19 protein-coding genes and 1 pseudogene are annotated in these 18,065 nt (G+C 67.0%); 10 read left to right on the top strand and 10 right to left on the bottom strand.

Annotation, left to right across the window (positions count from 1 at the left end):
• Positions 1–373 precede the first annotated feature (373 nt).
• Both RJ03_RS37085 and RJ03_RS12225 read right to left on the bottom strand, forming a co-directional pair.
• Positions 374–529, bottom strand: coding sequence for a hypothetical protein (locus tag RJ03_RS37085; protein WP_157110970.1), 156 nt, complete (start codon positions 527–529; stop codon positions 374–376).
• A gap of 405 nt (positions 530–934) precedes the next feature.
• Positions 935–1,237, bottom strand: a complete 303-nt coding sequence (locus RJ03_RS12225) for a hypothetical protein (RefSeq protein ID WP_036501308.1) — start codon at positions 1,235–1,237, stop codon at positions 935–937.
• A 241-nt stretch (positions 1,238–1,478) separates the two neighbouring features.
• Here RJ03_RS12225 and RJ03_RS36690 point away from each other — a divergent pair, with 241 nt between their 5' ends.
• The 8 genes and pseudogenes from RJ03_RS36690 to RJ03_RS12190 all read left to right on the top strand — a co-directional run bounded on the left by RJ03_RS36690 (position 1,479) and on the right by RJ03_RS12190 (position 8,846).
• Positions 1,479–2,009 carry a helix-turn-helix domain-containing protein gene (locus RJ03_RS36690; RefSeq protein WP_157163400.1) on the top strand — a complete coding sequence of 177 codons (531 nt, stop codon included), beginning with the start codon at positions 1,479–1,481 and terminating at the stop codon, positions 2,007–2,009.
• 12 nt (positions 2,010–2,021) lie between these two features.
• Positions 2,022–2,912: pseudogene (locus RJ03_RS12220) on the top strand (NsdA family TPR-like regulatory protein); the annotation flags it as partial.
• Between the two features lie 9 nt (positions 2,913–2,921).
• Positions 2,922–3,401: a hypothetical protein gene (locus RJ03_RS12215; protein WP_036501306.1), complete on the top strand. Its 480-nt coding sequence runs from the start codon at positions 2,922–2,924 to the stop codon at positions 3,399–3,401.
• A 202-nt stretch (positions 3,402–3,603) separates the two neighbouring features.
• Entirely contained in the window at positions 3,604–4,815 is a 1,212-nt protein-coding gene (locus tag RJ03_RS12210) for an MFS transporter (RefSeq protein WP_051024599.1), read from the top strand.
• Between the two features lie 215 nt (positions 4,816–5,030).
• Positions 5,031–7,475 carry a sensor histidine kinase gene (locus RJ03_RS12205; protein ID WP_036501303.1) on the top strand — a complete coding sequence of 815 codons (2,445 nt, stop codon included), beginning with the start codon at positions 5,031–5,033 and terminating at the stop codon, positions 7,473–7,475.
• Positions 7,453–7,878, top strand: coding sequence for a roadblock/LC7 domain-containing protein (locus tag RJ03_RS12200; protein WP_030514365.1), 426 nt, complete (start codon positions 7,453–7,455; stop codon positions 7,876–7,878). Before RJ03_RS12205 ends, RJ03_RS12200 begins: the two co-directional genes overlap by 23 nt.
• A complete protein-coding gene (locus RJ03_RS12195) occupies positions 7,875–8,258 on the top strand; it encodes a DUF742 domain-containing protein (RefSeq protein WP_030514366.1) in 384 nt (127 codons plus the stop codon). The genes RJ03_RS12200 and RJ03_RS12195 overlap by 4 nt, the downstream gene beginning before the upstream one ends.
• A gap of 6 nt (positions 8,259–8,264) precedes the next feature.
• Positions 8,265–8,846, top strand: coding sequence for a GTP-binding protein (locus tag RJ03_RS12190; protein ID WP_036501302.1), 582 nt, complete (start codon positions 8,265–8,267; stop codon positions 8,844–8,846).
• A 37-nt stretch (positions 8,847–8,883) separates the two neighbouring features.
• Here RJ03_RS12190 and mtnC read toward each other — a convergent pair whose 3' ends face one another.
• The 4 genes from mtnC to RJ03_RS12170 all read right to left on the bottom strand — a co-directional run bounded on the left by mtnC (position 8,884) and on the right by RJ03_RS12170 (position 13,820).
• Positions 8,884–9,609, bottom strand: coding sequence for an acireductone synthase (mtnC, locus tag RJ03_RS12185; RefSeq protein ID WP_051024598.1), 726 nt, complete (start codon positions 9,607–9,609; stop codon positions 8,884–8,886).
• Positions 9,606–10,178 carry a 1,2-dihydroxy-3-keto-5-methylthiopentene dioxygenase gene (locus RJ03_RS12180; protein WP_036501300.1) on the bottom strand — a complete coding sequence of 191 codons (573 nt, stop codon included), beginning with the start codon at positions 10,176–10,178 and terminating at the stop codon, positions 9,606–9,608. Before RJ03_RS12180 ends, mtnC begins: the two co-directional genes overlap by 4 nt.
• Positions 10,175–11,896 carry a bifunctional S-methyl-5-thioribose-1-phosphate isomerase/methylthioribulose 1-phosphate dehydratase gene (locus tag RJ03_RS12175; protein ID WP_036501298.1) on the bottom strand — a complete coding sequence of 574 codons (1,722 nt, stop codon included), beginning with the start codon at positions 11,894–11,896 and terminating at the stop codon, positions 10,175–10,177. Before RJ03_RS12175 ends, RJ03_RS12180 begins: the two co-directional genes overlap by 4 nt.
• A 679-nt stretch (positions 11,897–12,575) precedes the next feature.
• Positions 12,576–13,820 (bottom strand): KasA/KasB family beta-ketoacyl-ACP synthase, encoded by a 1,245-nt coding sequence (locus RJ03_RS12170; protein WP_036501297.1) that lies wholly within the window; start codon positions 13,818–13,820, stop codon positions 12,576–12,578.
• 39 nt (positions 13,821–13,859) lie between these two features.
• Here RJ03_RS12170 and RJ03_RS12165 point away from each other — a divergent pair, with 39 nt between their 5' ends.
• Both RJ03_RS12165 and RJ03_RS12160 read left to right on the top strand, forming a co-directional pair.
• A complete protein-coding gene (locus RJ03_RS12165; protein ID WP_036501439.1) occupies positions 13,860–14,444 on the top strand; it encodes a TetR/AcrR family transcriptional regulator in 585 nt (194 codons plus the stop codon).
• Between the two features lie 49 nt (positions 14,445–14,493).
• Complete coding sequence (locus tag RJ03_RS12160; protein WP_036501295.1) at positions 14,494–14,934, top strand: SRPBCC domain-containing protein; 441 nt, start codon at positions 14,494–14,496, stop codon at positions 14,932–14,934.
• A 25-nt stretch (positions 14,935–14,959) separates the two neighbouring features.
• Here the strand turns inward: RJ03_RS12160 and RJ03_RS12155 are convergent, their stop codons facing one another.
• From RJ03_RS12155 to RJ03_RS12140, 4 genes are all read right to left on the bottom strand, one after another.
• A complete protein-coding gene (locus RJ03_RS12155) occupies positions 14,960–15,184 on the bottom strand; it encodes a hypothetical protein (RefSeq protein WP_083870769.1) in 225 nt (74 codons plus the stop codon).
• A gap of 35 nt (positions 15,185–15,219) precedes the next feature.
• Complete coding sequence (locus RJ03_RS12150) at positions 15,220–15,975, bottom strand: HNH endonuclease family protein (protein WP_036501293.1); 756 nt, start codon at positions 15,973–15,975, stop codon at positions 15,220–15,222.
• Positions 15,976–16,279: 304 nt separating this feature from the next.
• On the bottom strand, positions 16,280–17,398 hold the full coding sequence (locus RJ03_RS12145; protein ID WP_036501291.1) for an NAD(P)H-dependent flavin oxidoreductase: 1,119 nt from the start codon (positions 17,396–17,398) through the stop codon (positions 16,280–16,282).
• Positions 17,399–17,636: 238 nt separating this feature from the next.
• A complete protein-coding gene (locus RJ03_RS12140; RefSeq protein WP_036501289.1) occupies positions 17,637–18,020 on the bottom strand; it encodes a thioesterase family protein in 384 nt (127 codons plus the stop codon).
• Positions 18,021–18,065: the final 45 nt, after the last annotated feature.

The following is an 18,065-nucleotide window of genomic DNA, read 5'->3' as shown; positions in this document are numbered from 1 at the left end:
AGGTCCTTCGCCCAGCCTTGGACAAGATGACAGGTGCCCACAGCCGCGAATGCTTCCATGGCTTCTCCCAGCGAATGTGATGTCACCCCAGGGGCCTCGATCAACGTGAGCCGTGCCCGACTGTCGGCGGTGAGTCTCGAGGCAAGGTATCGCACGGCTGCGCCCCCACCAGGTCCGATTTCGACCAGGTCAGCTTCGGCCGTCTGCAGACGTGTGATGGCATGGTGGACGAGTGCGCCTTTCTCGTCGCCGTGATCGTTCGCGGCGATGTCGAGGTAACCAGCATCCGATTTCTGTTGATGGGCAAACATATTCACTGTAGGCATCGGTTCTTCCTGAACGGAGAATTGTGCAGGGGAATCTCTCGGCGGAGCTACGGCTCCTGCGGCCTGGATTCGTGGCGGTCGCGTTCGCTCCATTCATCGAGCCCTTGCGCGACGCGGATCAGCAGCGCTGCGGACGCCAGCGTGGTTGGGTAGCGCAGGAACCCGGATTCACCGGGCTCGCGCCGTGGAAGCTGCTCGGTCATCGCGACGGCCCCTCGGCTTCCAACCGTGCCAACCTGTCAGCGGTTTCGGAGCCGGCACCAGGGGCACGACGCTGCGGCATGTCGATCACGGAGGACGAGTCCGAACGATTGCGGTATTCGCCGAGACACGTTGGGGTGCAGAAGACACGACCGTCCGCGCGAAGGGGTTCGCCGGGGATCTCGAGGGCGCACCAGTCGCACCACTCGTCGTCGGTTGTGGCGTTCACGCCGTCACCTCCGATGCCCACGACAGGGCTGCCAGGTACTGGGGGCATCGCGCCCCGTGATCGGCATGAACTGTCAGAACGCGACGAGCCTCTTCCAGACTGTTGATCGGAGCAAGGCAGTCTTCGCAGAACCGGTGGATGATGTCCGACTGCGGGAGCTGATGCGCGACACTCGGGCTCACCGGATGCCTCCGATGAGGGGCACACGCGGATGAATGCGACCCGCGTCGACCAGGACCATCCAGGCCGCGTCTTTGCGCTCACAATCACCACGGCGGCACTCGCGATGGAGTTGCATCTCCAGGTGCGCTTGGGCCTCGGTGAACAGCATCAGCGGTGCGTGGTGTGGACACTCCGGATCCTGCGGGTTGTCGCAGGCAAATGTGGTGGGACGCGGTCGTGCCGGCATGAGGTAGGCAGCGGCGGCCAGCCCTACCCGTACGGCGGCGAGACCGCCGATCAAGAGCGATGTCGTCAGCATCGGAACCTTCGGTTTGTGTGTCGGCCGGATGGACTCTCCCGATGCCTGGCCCGCCGACCAATTCGAAGTTATGGACTCGATCGGTGCCGGAAACCCCTGTGGGGCTGAGGCATTGGGCATCGGAAGCTGGAACCAAGCGTGGCTCGGGGAATTCCGCGACAGAAGGTGCACGCGGTACATGGCGGTATACGCTGGGTTCACGGTGGTATACGAACCCAGCGCCGAGGGGCCAGGATTGGGTATGCATGTCACGTGGACAGGTGCCGACGCAACCGCGTTGCGGAAAGCCCTGGGACTCCCCCAGAAGCGATTCGCCGACCGGCTCGGGATTCATGTGCAGACAGTGAAAAAATGGGCCAGCCGAGGGACAACAATCCGACTGGACGAGTTTTACGCGGGTCTGATGACGACACTGCTCGACGGCGCTACCCAGGAACAACGCGGGCACTTCTATGCGAGACGCCAACAGGTCGCAACGCCTGAACCTGGCGTTGCCGAAAAGAGTCTGGATGTCCCCGAGTGGGATCCGACATCGTGGAGTACCGATTGCGCCACCGTGACGGCAGAACTGACCAGGAGAGATTTGATGTTGGACCGACGCCAGGCAACCCGCGCCCTGATCGGCGTGGTGGTCGGTGCGAAGCTGATCGAACCGCTGGAACAGTGGCTACAGCGCGTAAGCGACGAGCCGGTGGCCGCTATCGGCCGCGGCAATATCGGCCGTCAAGAGGTCGAGCAGCTGGAGAACGCGGCGCAGATGTTTCGCGAGTAGGACGACCAATTCGGCGGCGGGTTGCGCCGCAAGGCCGTGATCGGTCAATTGAGCGAGGTCAATGAACTGCTGCAAGACAGCCATCCAACAGAGATCCGGCGCCGACTGCGGCGTGTATTGGCCTTGCTTGCCGAAACGGCAGCGACGATGTCCTGGGATTCAGGGCTGCAGACGGCGGCCCAGGAGTACTACATGCTGGCCGTGGGGGCGGCGAAAGCTGCGGGCGATCCAGCTCTGTGCGCGAACGCGATGGCAGGCATGGCCAGACAGCTTCTGTCTCTGGACCATTACGGCACAGTGTCCAGGCGCAGGAACCTCGTACATCAGCGCGCGATGGATGCGCTGGAGATAATCCGGCTGGCGCAGGACGAATTCGGTGATGTGGTGACGCCAAGGGTGCAGGCGATGCTTTACGCCCGCGAGGCGTGGGCGTACGGGAAACTCGAACGACCGTCGGCGTTCCGCCGGACATGCGATAAGGCCTACCGGGCATTTGCCCGCGCCGACACCGCCAGTGATCCGTACTGGATTCGGTACTTCGATGCGGCCGAGCTTTCTGGGACGTTGGGCGGAAGGCTGCTCGAGATGGCTCGCCACGACTCGTGTTTCGCTGCGGAGGCCGCGTGTGAAATCGAGCGTGCGATCGAGTTGAGGGTGCCAGGACGGTTGCGCAGCTCGGCTCTGGACAAACTGGGGATCGTGGAGGCGCGCCTACTCCAGGGCGAGTTGGACGAGGCGGCACGGCTCGGGCACGAGGCTTTGAACATGGTTGAGCAGACCGCGTCCGATCGCGTTCGAAAGAAGCTGTGGAACGTGTACGGCCGCACCGACCAACTCGCAGGGGTGCGGTGCGTCGCCGAGCTGAGGGATCGAGTGCGTCCACTGATCATCGACACGGTGTAGAAATCTTGCATGGTTCGAATCGGTGTCACCGGACATATGGACATCACTGACGACACACGGCGTCTGGTGTACGGGGAGATCACCAGCCTGCTGGCTCGCTACGATGACGTGACGGGCATCAGTTGTATTGCGAGGGGCGCTGATTCCGTATTTGCCGAGGCGGTTTTGGACGCGGGCGGCCAGCTCGAGGTGGTGATACCGTCGCGAAACTATCGCGAGAAGAAGGTCAAACCCGACCATGCGCCGGTGTTCGATGAGCTGTCCAAGCGCGCCGAAGTGGTGAGCGTGATGCCGTTCGATGACACAGGACCGGAAGCGTATGAGGCCGCCAATGAGGCCGTGGTGGGGACATGCGATCGTCTCGTGGCGGTGTGGGACGGTCAGCCTGGCGAGCGCAGCGGAACTGGTTCTGTGGTGAAGTTCGCGCGGGAGAGAGGTGTGCCGGTGGACGTGGTGTGGCCCGAAGGCGCACGGCGCGTACGCCGGTAGCCGAGCCGGGCGGCCCGGCCGCCGATGCGCTGAGCCTGCTAGCCAGCTGGACGGCCACCCATCTGGGTGCCGCGCCGAGTTCTTCGCTGCCCTCCGACCCGCGCTGACGTCCTTCCGGTCGTTCGCCTGCTGCGGTCGCGTTCCGATGCGATCATGGAGCCGTTCGGGGCGGCGGCAGATCGGCGACGACCGGAGGCGGTTCATGGCGGCTCGGCGGGCGGCACGAGTGGCGCCTGCGCCGCTGAGCGCCTGGGGTTTCGTCGTGCGGTTCGGCATCGTCAGCTTGCTGGCCGATTTCGTGTACGAAGGGGCGCGGTCGATCACCGGACCGCTCCTCGGGTCGCTGGGGGCTTCCGGGTTCGTCGTGGGCGTGGTGACCGGGGTGGGTGAGGCGGCGGCGCTGGTGCTGCGTCTGGTGTCCGGCCCGCTCACCGACCGGACCAGGCGGTTCTGGGCGTGGACCATCTCGGGGTATGTGCTCACCGTGGTCAGCGTCCCGCTGCTGGGTGTGGCGGGGGTGTTGTGGGTGGCGGCCGCCTTGGTGATCGCCGAACGGGTCGGCAAGGCGGTGCGCAGCCCGGCCAAGGACACGTTGCTCTCGCATGCGACGGCGGTCACCGGGCGTGGTCGGGGCTTCGCCGTCCACGAGGCACTCGATCAGGTCGGCGCGGTCGCCGGGCCGCTGACCGTCGCGGCGGTTCTCGCCGCGACCGGCGACGATTTCACTCCCGCCCTCACGATGCTCGCGATACCGGGTGCGGCGACGCTGCTGTTGTTGGTGCGCATTCGCATTCGCGTCCCCGATCCCGTTCGATACGAACCGGCCGCGGCACCTCGGCCCGGAATCGCGAGAGTTCCACTGCCCCGCAGGTTCTGGCTGTATTGCCTGTTCACCGCCGTCTCGATGGTCGGCGCGACCACCTACGGCGTGCTGTCGCTGCACATGGTGGCGGCCGGGGTGTTCACGACGGCGACGGTGCCGGTGGTCTATGCCGCGGCCATGGCCGCCGACGCCTTGGCCGCGCTCGCATCCGGGTGGCTGTACGACCGCGTAGGCGCGAAAACGCTCCTCGTTCTACCGGTTTCGACGGCACTGGTGCCGGTCTTCGGTTTCGCCGGCGGCATGGGCGCGGTACTGGCGGGCGCGCTGCTGTGGGGCGCGACGGTCGGTGTGCAGGAATCCACGCTGCGTGCCGTGGTGGCCGACCTGGTGCCGGGCGATCGCCGCGCCACCGCCTACGGCATCTACGCCGCCGTTCTCGGCGCCGCGACCGCCGCCGGCGGCGCGATCACCGGATTTCTGTCCGACACATCGTATTCGGCACTGGTCGCCACGGTGGTGGCAGTCGAATGTGCCGCCGTGGTCGTCCTGTTCGTCCTCGCCGCGCGCGGGCGCACACCGGCCGGCCGGTGACCGAACGCGCTGCCTCACAGCGATATTCGAGCCCGGCTATACCTAACACTGTTCAAACGTGTGACTTGCCACAATCGTTCGGTGGCCGTCACCTTCACCACATCCATCATTCACGCCCTGACCTGCACACTCATATCGGGCAATGAAAGTCAATATGGGTCTCGCTCAGTGGTATCAGACCTGAAGTTTGAAACATCGCCCGTTATGTTGTGCCGATGTTGAGAGCGAGGCTCGGTATCCGGACCCGCATCCTGGCCATCGCAGTGATTCCAAGTCTGACGTTGCTCGGAATCGGTGTGGGCACAGCGGGTTATCTGGTACGGGAGGGGCAACACGCCAAGGACTGGGCATCGATCCTGGGCAACGCCAATGTGCACACTCGCGAGATGATCGCCGCGGTGGAACAGGAGCGGATGCTGTCGCTGTGGCATCTGGCCGGTGAGCACGGCGACCCGGCCGCTCTCGGCGCGGCCCGCACGCGAGTGGACAATGCCCTGCAGGCCCTGGCCGCCACCGAGAACAAACTGATGACCAGCGGTTCGAATCCGATGGGTGACGACACCGGCGGATTCGAAACCCTCAAGAAGCAACTTCCGGCCATCCGCGGCGGCATCGATGCGGGCGCGCTGCCGATTCCCGAAACCTACGCCATCTACAACCGCATTCTGGATGCGGTCGTCGTCGGCACCAATCTCACCATTCCGACCGCGCCCGACGCGGCGGTCGCCCAGCAGCTGGCCGGCGGTCTGCGCACTCTGCACGCGATGGAGGGCATGTCGCGCAGCGCCGCCCTGACCGCCGCCGAACTCAACGGCCAGATCCTCGCCGGGCAGATGCGCGACGACTACCGCAACCTGGTCGGCTACTACCGCACCGAACTCCCCCAGCTCGCCGCCGATCTCACCGGTCCCCCGGCGGACAAGATCAAGACCGTTCTCGCCTCCCCGGCCTGGCAGCAGCTGGCCGCGATGGAGGACTACCTCATCCATCCGCCCGCGCCGGGCAAGAACGGCGAATTGCCGCCGCCCCCCATGAGTTTCACCGACTGGCGCACCTCGGCCGAACAGCTCGGCGACCAGTTGCTCGCCGCCTGGCAGTACCAGAACGACCACGCCAACCAGACCGCCGTCGACGACGGCGACCGCACCGCGACCAATTCGCTGTGGGCCGGCGCCGGCGTGCTGGCGATCGCGATCATCGCCTTCCTGCTGTCGCTGTGGCTGGCCAACCGGTTGATCGGGCGGCTCAAGCGGCTGCGCACCGAAACCCTCGCACTGGCCGAGGTCCGCCTGCCCGACACGATGCGCCGCCTGAGCGAGGGCGAGAACATCGACGCCGAGACCGAGGCGGCCCGGCTGGACTTCGGTCACGACGAGATCGGTTCGGTGGCCAACGCGTTCAACCGCGCTCACACCGCGGCCGTCTCCGCCGCGGTCACCGAGGCACGCACCCGCGAGGGTGTGCGCGCGGTATTCCTCAACATCGCGCACCGCAGCCAGATCGTGGTGCACCGCCAGCTCGAGATTCTCGACGAAGCCGAACAGCGTCAAGAGGATCCGGCCCTGCTCGAGACCTTCTTCCGGCTCGACCATCTGGCCACCCGCGAACGCCGCAACGCCGAGAACCTGATCATCCTCGGCGGTGGCGAACCGGGCCGGCAGTGGCGGCGCCCGGTGCCGCTGGTCGAGCTGGTGCGCAGCGCGATCGGTGAAACCCTCGACTACGCGCGGGTTCGCGCGCATCGCATGCCGCAGGTGTTCATCGTCGGCAACGTCGTCGCCGACCTCATCCACCTGCTCGCCGAACTGGTCGACAACGCCACCTCCTTCTCTCCGCCGCAGTCGCGGGTCGAGGTGACCAGCAACGTGGTCGGCAAGGGTGTGGCGATCGAGATCAGCGATCAGGGCATGGGCATGCCCGCCGACGAACTCGAACGCGCCAACGAGATGCTGCGCAACCCACCGGATTTCGGTGTCGCCACCCTGTCGGCCAATTCGCGTCTGGGCCTGTTCGTGGTCGCCCAGCTGGGCGCCCGCCACGGCATCTCGGTGCGGCTGTCGGAATCCGACTACGGCGGCATCCGCGCCATCGTGCTGGTGCCGACCGCCGTCGTCGCCGCCGATGCGCCGCTGGCCGACCACCTGCCCGAACGGTTCGGCGGCCGCCGCCCCGAACCCGCGATGACCGGTGAGATGCCGGCCATCCCGGCGGCCGAGACGACCTCGGCGGCAACGTCGCTGGCGACCCTGACCTCGCCGCAACCGCAGGCTTGGTCAAATTACCCGCGCACCGACAGCGTGCCGCGCACCGACGAGCGGAGCTGGGCCGACTCCCCGGCCCGGCGCGAAGCGCCGCCGCGCCACGAGCTGCCCGCGACACCCACCGACCAACCGGCGCGTCGCAGCCCGCAGCGTCCGTCCTACACTGGCAGCGATGCTCGCCCACCGTTGCCCCGCCGTCGCCGACAGGCCAGTCTGGCACCGGAATTGGCGCACGACCCCCAACCCGACGCTGCGTCCCCGCAGCGGCCGCGCTCGGCGGAACAGGCACGAGACCTGATGTCCGCCATCGAGAACGGAACCAGGCAGGGGCGGCGATCGCAGCCCGGCCACACCCCGGACGAACAGGAAGGCGAAGGTGACTTCTTCCAACGCAGGTGATCTGAACTGGCTGCTCGACGATCTGGTCGATCGCCTGGCCGGGGTGCGCTACGCGGTGGTGCATTCCACCGACGGGCTGCTGCTGGGCCGCTCCACATCGATGAGCCGCGAGGACGCCGAACACTTCGGCGCCATGTCGGCCACCCTCTACGGGCTGGCGCGCAGCGCCGGGAACCGATTCGACGGTGGTGGCGTGCGCCAGGCGGTCATCGAACTCGACCGTGCGGTATTGTTCGTCACCGCGGCCGGTGACAACGCATGTATCGCATTGCAGGCCAACGAGAACGCGAATCTGGGTATGGTGGCCTACGAAATGAACCTGACCGTGCAGCGAGTCGGCGGTTACCTGTCCACCGATCCGCGTAACGGTCTGGCCGAGCACGTGGAGCATAGATTGTCATGACGCGCTTCGGTCAACCGTGGTTCGACGATGCGGCCGGTCCCCTGGTCCGTCCGTACGCCGTAACTCGGGGCCGCACGATGGGGGCGGGACACGATCTGGACATGCTCACCCTGGTGGTGACCGTGTCACCGGGTCCGCCGCTGCGGCGCGTCGAACCCGAATACGCGGAAATCGTCCGGCTGTGCCGGACCCCGCAATCGGTAGCCGAGGTCTCGGCGAGACTCAAGCTACCGTTGGCGGTGACCAAGATCCTCGTCGGTGATCTGATCGGCGAGGGTCTGCTGAACTTCCGGGCTCCCGCCCGGACCGACACCGATACCGGCGGGACCGGCGAACTGAACATCTTGCGAGCAGTACTCGATGGAATCCGAAAGCTGTAGAACACCGTGCCTGATATTTCGTCCTCGGCCGACCTGGCTGCCTCGGTCAAAATCCTCGTAGCCGGCGGTTTCGGCGTCGGGAAGACCACGATGGTGTCCTCGATCAGCGAGATCACGCCGCTGCGCACCGAGGAACTGATCACCGAATTGTCCACCGGCATCGACGATCTGTCGGGCGTGGAGGGCAAGACCACCACCACCGTGGCGCTGGACTTCGGTCGCATCACCATCGACCAGAACCTGGTGCTGTACCTGTTCGGCACGCCCGGCCAGGACAGATTCTGGTTCCTGTGGGACGAATTGGCGCGCGGCGCCCTCGGAGCGGTGGTCATCGCCGACACCCGCCGGCTGGAGAACTCCTTCGCCGCCATCGACTTCTTCGAACGGCGCGGACTCTCGTTCGCGGTGGCGGTGAACTGCTTCGACAACGCCCCGGTCTACACCACCGAGGAAGTACGCGAGGCGCTCGATCTCGACGCCCACATCCCGGTGGTGCTCTGCGATGCGCGCGACCGCAGCTCCTGCAAGACGGTGCTGATGACGCTGGTCGAACATCTCATCGCCCGCGCCACCAGCTCGGTGGCCTGACCGCCGATGTCGTGAGCGGAGTATCCGGCGCGGCCGCTCAGCGGGCGACCGCGACCGGATCCAGCTCGGCGAAGCTGCCGATCCACCGGTGCGGCGGCCGCGGCGAATTCGGCTCACCGGCGCGGGTGACGCCGACGGCCTGCCAACCAGCGGCCACCGCGGCGTCCAGTTCGTCGGGATGATCGGACAGGAACAGGATCTCTCCCCCCGGCACGCCGATCTCGGCCGCGATGCGGCGATACGACCGCTCCTCGCGCTTGGGCCCGGCATTGACCAGGTCGAACCACCCCCCGATCAGCGATGCCAGCTCGCCTCCACGCGCGTGGGCGAACCAATCCTGTTGATTGCGAATCGAACCCGACGAATACACCCACAGGGTGAGTCCGGCGGCATGCCAGGCACGCAGAGCCGCGGGCGCGTCGGGAAAGAATTCGCCGAACAGGGCGCCCTCGCGAAAGCCCTGAGCGCAGATCACGCCCTGCGCGGTCTTCAGCGGTGCCGCCTTGATGTCGGAATCCAGCCAGCCACGCAAGATCTCGGCGATCTCGTCGAGATCGGCCTCGGGCCGCCCGGCCAGTTCGCGCGTCTGCTCGATCACGGTCTTCGCGGCGTCGTCGGAAGCGTCCGCCAACCACTGCGGCAGCCGTCGGCGGGTGTAGCCGTAGAGATCTTCGCGGACCGAACTGGTGGGGCTGGTGGTGCCTTCGATATCCACGACGATCGCGCGGACCGTCAGGGCTTCGCCATCTCGTCGGTCGCTCATGCGGCGACGAGCTCGTCCAGGGTCGGAAAGCCCTGCGCGATGGGGTCGCCGGTGAAATCGCCGATCCAGCCGTCAGCCTCTTCGAAGAACCGGATGGCCACGAAGTCCGGGCGGGTGCCCATATCGAACCAGTGCCGCGTCCCCGCGGGCACCGACACCAGATCGCCGCCCTCGCAGACCACCGCGACGACCTCCGGTTCCAGGTGCAGGTAGAAACAGCCGCGGCCGGAGACGAAGAAGCGCACCTCGTCCTCGGCGTGGCGGTGTTCGGACAGGAACTTCTGCCGCGCCGCACTCGCCTGCTCAGGCCAGAGCGGATCGCTGTCGTCGGGATGCAGCCGGGCCAGATCGATATGACGGTAGCGGCCGTCGGCGTTGAGGTCGGCGATCCGATCCCGGTATCGGCCGAGGATCTCCTCGGACGCGATGTCGGCGGTCACGGCCTCGGCGGGCCAGCGGTCGAATTCGATGCCGCGCGTGGCCAGTTCGGCCGCGATACGCTCCGGATCGGTGGTGTGCAGACGCACGTCGGCCGGATCGGTATCGGCCGCGATATGCAACAGGGTCACTGCGGTTGCTCCTCGAGAATGTGGTCGGTGGAGATGTCGCGGCGTCCGGTGAGCGACACCAGTTCACACAGGGCCTCCAGGCATTCCGCACGGTCGCGGGCCTGCGCCAGGTCGGCGCCCCAGGCGGTGATGCCGTGGCCGGCGATGAACAGCGCCGGCGGGGCCGCCGGATGCGCGCGTAGATACTGTTCGATCTCCGCGCCGATCAGCGACACATCGGCGTGATTGGGAAAGACCGGAACGTCGATGGTATCGCCGGAGCGCAGACCCTTGATCAATTCGAAACCGGTGAACCGCAGCGGATTCGGGGCGCCGACGGAGGCCGCGGTAGCCCGCGGCGAATGCACGTGCACCACCGCCGCGGCCTCGGTGGTGCGGTAGATCGCGGTGTGGATCGCGGTCTCCGCGGAGGGCCGCCGGTCTCCGGCAACGGGTTCGGAGTTCTCGATCCGCACCCGGACCATATCGGCGGCGGTCAGCTCCCCCTTGGACAGACCGCTGCCGGTGACCACTGCGGTGGGCCCCTCGGTGTCCGCGCCGTTGTCCGATGCCGCCCGGAAGGCGCCGTCACGCACGGAGATGTTGCCGGCGGTCCCCGGCATCCAGCCGCGACCGTAGAGGTCGCGAGCCAGGCCGGCGATCGCGGCGGCGTTCGGGGAGTCGGCGGGGTCCTGTGCGCCGGAATCGGCGGTGCGCGGATCGGCGACGGCGATCGCCTGCGCCGCAAGCGGATTCGCCTCGTCGACCAACCCGTTCTCGGTCACCACGGCCGTCACCAGTTCCGGCGGTGTGACATCGAAGGCCGGGTTGAAGACCGCGGTGCCCTCGGGTGCGGCCGCATAGTCGCCGAAGTGCGTGATCTCGGCCGACCCGCGCTGTTCGACGACGATATCGGCGCCGGTCGCGGTCGCCGCATCGCGCGTGGATTCGGGCGCCACCACGATGAACGGGATGCCGTGGTGGCGGGCGGCCAGTGCCAGTCCGTACGTGCCGATCTTGTTGGCCACCGAACCATCGGCGGTGATGCGGTCCGCGCCGACGATCACGCAATCCACCTGCCCGGTCGCCATCGCCCAGGCGGCGGCGGAATCGACGGTGAGCCGATGCGGAATGCCGGCCTCGGCCAGTTCCCACGCCGTCAGGCGCGCGCCCTGCAGCAGCGGGCGGGTTTCGTCGACCAGAACGCTGTCGATCACGCCGCGGGCGTGCAGAACGCGCAGTGCCCCGATCGCCGTGCCGAAGGCGGTGGTGGCCAAGCGGCCGGTATTGCAGTGGGTGAGCATCCGCAACGGCCGCCCCGGACACAGCCGCTGAACCAGGTCGGCCGCGTGTTCGGCGGCGGCCCGGTTGACCCGGCCGTCCTCGGCGAGCAGTGCCTGTGCCTCGGCCAGCACCCCCGGCGCACCGCCGTCGGCCAATTTCGCCAGGGCTCGCCGCACGCCCCAGGACAGATTCACCGCGGTGGGCCGGGCGGACTCGATGCGGGCGGCCTCGGCCTCGACCCGCGCGGGTTCGCCGGGATGGGCGAGCGCGGCCAGCGCGACCCCGAAGGCCCCGGTCACCCCGATCGCGGGGGCACCGCGCACGGCCAGGGTGGCGATCGCGTCGATCACCTGATCGACCGTCGTCAGCCGCAGCGTGCGCACCTCGTGCGGCAGCGCGCGCTGATCGATCGTCACCACGGCGCCGTCGACCCACGTGATCGAACTTTCACCCATTGCGCGCACAACCCTCACCACTCGACCCGGCTGACCCCTCATCTCAAACGGTAGCGAATCAGAGGTCACCGGCTCGCACCAGGTTTACCCTCGCCGGGATCCGATCCCGCACCTGCGGGTAACGGTCGTGGACACCCCCTGAATGGCAGTGTGTGCACACGTGCACCGCGTGCAGCCCGGCGCTGCGCGTGAGGGTGTAGATCACAGCCCAACGGCAGACCGCGGTACGACTCGGATTACCAGGCCTGGGGTGCCGCCGAGCCGTTGTCTGGGAATGAGGCTGCTCGCTGTCCGCTGACGCGCCCCTCGTTGTGAGCGGGCAGCCGTGTAGGACGGACTCGCGGTGCGCGGTCTCGGCCGCCAATCGACCGGCGCGGCCACCGCGACGAGCTGCATGAAACAAGCGCAGGCGGCGCGGCCCGTCGGCGCGCCCTCTCGCCGGGCAGTGGTGGCAGAAGCGACAGCACCGCTGCTCGAACAGCTCCGGCTATCCGTTCCCTCGACACTCGCTCGAAGGGCACTGCCGGTCAGAGTTTTCCGCGGCCGTATGGGTGAAATGTCCTGCCATTACCGCAGTTCCACGATGTTTTCCACAGTCGGCGTGTCATCCACAGCGACCGGTGGACAAGCGTGAACAGCGGTTGTTCCACATCCCCGGAGACAGTCGAGGAAGAAGACCTCAGGCTCGCCCGAATGCGAGTGTGACGTTGTGTCCTCCGAAGCCGAAGGAATTGCTGAGCGCCTGTGAGATTCGCTGTGGACGTGCGATGCCGTGCACGATGTCGAGGTCGACACCCGGGTCCGGATTGTCGAAATTCAGTGTGGGAGGCACGGTCTGATCGCGCAGTGTGCACAGGGTGAGGATGGCCTCGAGCGCGCCCACCGCACCGATGGAATGGCCGAGCGCGGATTTCGGCGCGTACACCGAGGCGTGCTTCGCCACGGCCGCAATGGCATTGGCTTCCGAGGCGTCACCGATCGGGGTCGAGGTGGCGTGCGCGTCGATGTGGTCGATATCGGCGGCGGTCAGATCCGCGGCGTCGATGGCCTTGCGCATCGCCCGGGCGGCGCCCGCGCCGTCGGGATCGGTACCGGTGATGTGGTAGCCGTCGGAAGTGATTCCCGCGCCGAGGATCCGGCCGTGCACGGCGGCCCCGCGGGCCCTGGCGAACTCCTCCGATTCCAGCACCAGCAGCGCACCCGCCTCGCCGAAGACGAACCCGTCGCGGTCGCGGTCGAAAGGCCGTGAGGCCAGCCCCGGTTCGTCGTTGCGGGTGCTCATCGCCCGCATCATGGCGAAACTGGCGATCGGGATGGCTTCGATATATCCCTCCACGCCACCGGCGATCACCACGTCGGCCTCCCCCGTGCGGATCAGCCGCCACGCGTGCGCGATCGCTTCGGCACCCGAGGAACACGCCGAGGTCGGCGCGTAAACACCTGCCTTCGCGCCGAATTCGAGTCCCACCCGGGCGGCCGGCCCGTTCGGCATCACCATCGGAACCGTCAGCGGCGGCACCTTGCGATAACCCCCCTCGCGCATCGCGTCGACCGCGGTGAGGAAGGCGTCGCCGCCGCCGAGTCCGGTGCCGATCGCCACCGCGAGCCGTTCGGCGTCGACCTCCGGCGCCCCCGCCTGCGACCACACCTGGCGGCCCAGCACCAGCGCCAACTGCTGCACATAGGAGTGCCGACGCTGTTCGATGCGGGTCAGGTGAGCGCCCGGGTGTTCGGTCAGCCGCCCGCCGATCCGCACGGGCAGGTCGTAGCGAGTCACGAACTCGTCGGTGAGCGGCCCGATCCCGCTCTTGCCCGCCAGCAGCGCCGACCAGGTGCTGTCGAGGTCGGGGCCGAGGCAGGTGGTGGCCGCCATGGCGGTGACGACGACATTCCACGAGGTTTGTGTAGCAGTCGTTACACTCATGCGGATATGGATACCCGTAGCGACCGCTACAGTCAACACGTGCCTCGACCACTCGACCAGGCCCGGCGCGCGGAACTACTCGCCGGGGTGATCGCCTACATCGGCGAATACGGATTGACCGAACTCTCGCTGCGTCCGCTGGCGGAGTATCTCGGAACCAGCTCGCGCATGTTGATCCACTATTTCGGAACCAAGGAGCAGATGCTGATCGCGGCGCTCGAGACCCAGCGCCCCGACATTCCGGGCATGTTCGCCGGCGTTCCCGACCTCCCGGCTCTTCGCCGCCGTCTCATCGAATCGTTCAGCGTCAACATCACCACGGAGTGGGTATCGAGCACGCGCGTGCTGTTGCAGGTGATGGGGGTGGCCGCGGTGCCCGGAAGTCCGTTCCGTTCCTACGGCGAGGACGCCGTGCACGTCCTGGTCACCGCCCTCACCGATGTGCTGAAGAGCTTCGATCCCACCGTCGCCGATCCGGAATCGACCGCCACCCTGCTCGTTTCGGGTGTGCGCGGGTTGCTGCAGGATCGGTTCGTCACCGGCGATACCGCCCGCGTCTCGCGCGCGGCGCGGTTGCTGATCACCCAATCGCTCACGCTGCCCGAGCCCGGCGCCGGCCGATGAGCGGGCCCGCGGTATCGCTGATGGAACAAGTTTCCGTATTGTTGCCGCCATGGCTTTCGTGATCGATGACACCGTAGAGATCGACGCACCCGCCGAGGTGGTGTGGAAGGTGCTGACCGACCTGGGCAGCTACGGTGAGTGGAATCCGTTCGTCGCCGAATGCCGCAGCACGCTCGAACCCGGCGATCCGATCGAGATGCAGGTGCGGCTCGGCTCGCCGAAGCCGCGCAAGCAGGTCGAATACGTTCGGACCCATACGCCCGGAACCGAATTCAGCTACAGCATGAAGCCGGTGCCGCTGGGGATCCTGCACAGCCTGCGCTCGCACACCGTGACGCCCCTCGACAACGGCCGCACCCGGTACCGGTCGCATTTCGAACTGGGCGGCCTGCTGCGGCCTGTCGTGACGCTGGCGCTCGGCAAGGCACTGCATTCCGGCTTCGGCGGCATGACCGCGGCGGTCAAGGAGCGCGCGGAATCGCTGCGCTGAGCAACGCGGCGCCGCATGCCGGCGCTCAGGCCTCGAACGGGATCACGTTCCCCGCGGCGTCGCGGTTGCCGCGACCGGCCTCGATCGCGCTGACGAGTTCGGCGACGTCGGTCCAGGTGCGGGCGGGCTCGCCATCGAGATTGCCGATGTGATACCAGGTTTCGGTATCCCGATAGCGAACCAGTCCCCTGCCCTGCTCGTCGACGGTGACATCGAGTTCGCCGGACACCGTCCCTTCCTCGTCGGTCATGACGGCGGCCTTACCGGTGATTTCGATGATGTCGCCTATGTGAACTCTCCTCGGTGGAGGCAGTCGTCGACCGCGGTGCGCAATGCGGTCTGTTCCGCCGTGTCGATGGTCAAACCGTATTTTACCTTGATGCGAATGTAGCGCTGAACGTACTCGCAGCGGAACACGCCGGGCGGCAGATAATTCGCCGCATCCTGATCGCCCTTGGACCGGTTGGCCGACGGATCGGAGGCGACCAGATTGATCGCGTCGTTGGCGATATTGCGGCGCGTATCGGTGTCGGTGGATTGCGCGCCGGAACGCCAGGCCTCGGCCAGCGGGACGATATGTTCGGCGTCGACTCCGGCGGGATCGGTGATCCATTTGTAGGGCTTGAGTTTTCCCGTCTTGGCGTCGAGTACGCCGTAGCGGTCGCGCCAGCCGCCGTCCTTGCCGAGACTCAGTTTGCAGGTCGCGGCATCGAGTGTCACCGAGCCGGTGGCGTCGCGCAGCATCATCACATCGCGGGTGGTGCATTTCGCGTACTGGGCGTATTTGTCGCCGAATCCGTGCTCGGGAGTGTTCTGATCCCAGTGCGGGAATTGTTCACGGCTGTATCCGGTCATCGACGCTTCCGGTGCGACCACGAGTTTCCCCAGCAGCGCGTTGACTTCTTTGCCGGAAAAGGTCGCGGCGGCAGCGGAATCGGGTTTCGGATCGTTCTTCTTGCCCCCTTCGTCGATGAAGCTGTACACCACCGCGAGCACGACGGCGAGGAGGACGGGCGCCACTATCGCGACCAACCGGCGCATGCCGGGAGAGGATATCTTCACCGCCGCGCCCCGATCGTGTCGTCGGGCGCGCACCGGGGACCGCGGAATGCCCGAGACCGGAATCCGGTGCCTTCGAGCGCAATCCGGGCAAACATCCGGACGGTGGGGTACTGATCAACTTGCCGGCCGCATTCGGGCCGTTCATCATATGTACTTCTCATCGCGAATACAGAGTGTCAACCGGCACCGGCAAACCGCAAGTGCACCAGCCGCTTCCGTATCCGCTTCGATACCCGGACAGAACTGTCCGGCAGGGCGCGGCGGCCCTGCCGGACAGGCGTTGTCAGCTGTTGAGCTTGTTCAGCCGCTCACAGGCCTCGAGGTACTCCTCCATCAGGCGCTGCATGACATCGGAGGTCCGCTCGACCTTGTTCATCATGCCGACGACCTGGCCGACGGGGTTGAAGTTGACGTCCTTGGCCGCCTCGGGATAGCGGTGGCCGCGCTTGACGCCGTCGAGGGCGACCATCATCTGCAGCGGCATACCCAGCGGATCCGGGGTGTCCGGACGCTCCCACGCCTCGGTCCAGTCGTTGCGCAGCATGCGGGCGGGCTTACCCGTCCACGCCCGCGAACGCACGGTGTCGTGACTGGTGGCGTCGATGTAGGTCTGCATCTGCGCGGGCGGCACATTGGCCTCCTCGACGGTCAGCCAGATCGAGCCGGTCCACGCACCCGCCGCGCCCATCGACATAGCGGCGGCGACCTGGCGGCCGTTGCCGATACCGCCGGCGGCGAGCACCGGCAGATCGCCCACCGCGTCGATCACCTGCGGCCACAGCACCAGCGAGGAGATCTCACCGCAGTGGCCGCCACCCTCGGTGCCCTGGCAGACCACGAAATCCAGGCCGGCGCGCTTGTGATTGAGCGCATGCTTCACCGAACCGCACAGTGCGCCGATCAGACGACCGGAGTCCTGGACCTTCTTGATGATGTCGTCGGGCGGGGTGCCGAGCGCGTTGGCGACCAGCTTCGCCTTGGGGTGCTTCAGGATGACGTCCACCTGCGGACCGGCCGTGGTGGCCGTCCAGCCCAGCAGCTGCTCGTGATGTTCGTCCTCGGGCAGTTTCGGGACGCCGTGGTCGGCGAGGATCTTCTCGGCGAAATCGCGGTGGCCCTGCGGAACCAGTTTGGCCAGTTCGGCTTCCAGCTGCGCCGGGCTCAGGCCGTCGATGCCCTTGCCCTCGTACTTGGACGGGATGACGAGGTCGACACCGTACACGCCGTGCACATGGTCATCGAGCCAGGCCAGTTCGACCTCCAGCTCCTCGGCGGTGAAACCGACCGCACCCAGGACGCCGAGCCCGCCGGCGTTGCTCACCGCGGCGGCCACGTCGCGGCAATGGGTGAAAGCGAAGATGGGGACATCGATGCCCAGTCGTTCGCAGATCTCGGTATGCATGGCGGGGTGACTCCTCTGGTCTTCCGGCGCTGGAACTTCGCCACAACACTAGAACACGTTTCATATTCAGACTAGTGACTCAACGGTCAGGAAGCGAGAGAAGCGCCGAAATTGCCGGTCGATGGGGGTAACACACCATCACCGCCGACGGCGGCATCGACCCTTTTTCAGCAATCAGCGTGGGCAACATGTTCTAGTTGGCACGGGCGATCCGGTGGCAGATCCTGCGCGCGACGAGTCAGCGTTCACCGGCGCGGGCGAGAAACGATGCGCGGTCGACGATCGTGCGCCGGATGGTGCCGTCGGCCACGAGCACATCACCGTCGTGCACGACGACGCGGAATGCCAGCCGCGGACCGTCGACCTCGGCCAGCCGCGCCGCGACGGTCAGCACCGTTCCCGGCGGGCTCGGCCGCCGGTGCCGCACCGAAACCTCGATCCCCACCGATGTCTGCCCCGACGACAGCTTGCCCCGCAATGCCAGCACGGTCGCGTGTTCGGCCAGTGCCACCACCCGCGGCGTGGCGAGCACCTCCACGTCACCGCTACCCACGGCGACCGCGGTATCGGCGGCTCCGACCTCCACACTGAATTCCGCCGACAGACCCGGCTGCAGCTTCACGATCGCTACGGTAACGCCGCGCGCATCACCGCGACGCGAAAGCGG

The organism is Nocardia aobensis NBRC 100429, from assembly GCF_000308375.1.
GTDB lineage: Bacteria > Actinomycetota > Actinomycetes > Mycobacteriales > Mycobacteriaceae > Nocardia > Nocardia aobensis.
Note: the sequence above shows the minus strand (reverse complement) of the source record. Positions and strands in the feature narration are given on the sequence as shown.

Coding starts and splice junctions, on each gene's coding strand:
- RJ03_RS37085 (WP_157110970.1), bottom strand. CDS start 529: ATGACCGAGCAGCTTCCACGGCGCGAGCCCGGTGAATCCGGGTTCCTG.
- RJ03_RS12225 (WP_036501308.1), bottom strand. CDS start 1,237: ATGCTGACGACATCGCTCTTGATCGGCGGTCTCGCCGCCGTACGGGTA.
- RJ03_RS36690 (WP_157163400.1), top strand. CDS start 1,479: ATGCATGTCACGTGGACAGGTGCCGACGCAACCGCGTTGCGGAAAGCC.
- RJ03_RS12215 (WP_036501306.1), top strand. CDS start 2,922: ATGGTTCGAATCGGTGTCACCGGACATATGGACATCACTGACGACACA.
- RJ03_RS12210 (WP_051024599.1), top strand. CDS start 3,604: ATGGCGGCTCGGCGGGCGGCACGAGTGGCGCCTGCGCCGCTGAGCGCC.
- RJ03_RS12205 (WP_036501303.1), top strand. CDS start 5,031: ATGTTGAGAGCGAGGCTCGGTATCCGGACCCGCATCCTGGCCATCGCA.
- RJ03_RS12195 (WP_030514366.1), top strand. CDS start 7,875: ATGACGCGCTTCGGTCAACCGTGGTTCGACGATGCGGCCGGTCCCCTG.
- mtnC (WP_051024598.1), bottom strand. CDS start 9,609: ATGAGCGACCGACGAGATGGCGAAGCCCTGACGGTCCGCGCGATCGTC.
- RJ03_RS12175 (WP_036501298.1), bottom strand. CDS start 11,896: ATGGGTGAAAGTTCGATCACGTGGGTCGACGGCGCCGTGGTGACGATC.
- RJ03_RS12170 (WP_036501297.1), bottom strand. CDS start 13,820: ATGAGTGTAACGACTGCTACACAAACCTCGTGGAATGTCGTCGTCACC.
- RJ03_RS12160 (WP_036501295.1), top strand. CDS start 14,494: ATGGCTTTCGTGATCGATGACACCGTAGAGATCGACGCACCCGCCGAG.
- RJ03_RS12155 (WP_083870769.1), bottom strand. CDS start 15,184: ATGACCGACGAGGAAGGGACGGTGTCCGGCGAACTCGATGTCACCGTC.
- RJ03_RS12150 (WP_036501293.1), bottom strand. CDS start 15,975: ATGCGCCGGTTGGTCGCGATAGTGGCGCCCGTCCTCCTCGCCGTCGTG.
- RJ03_RS12145 (WP_036501291.1), bottom strand. CDS start 17,398: ATGCATACCGAGATCTGCGAACGACTGGGCATCGATGTCCCCATCTTC.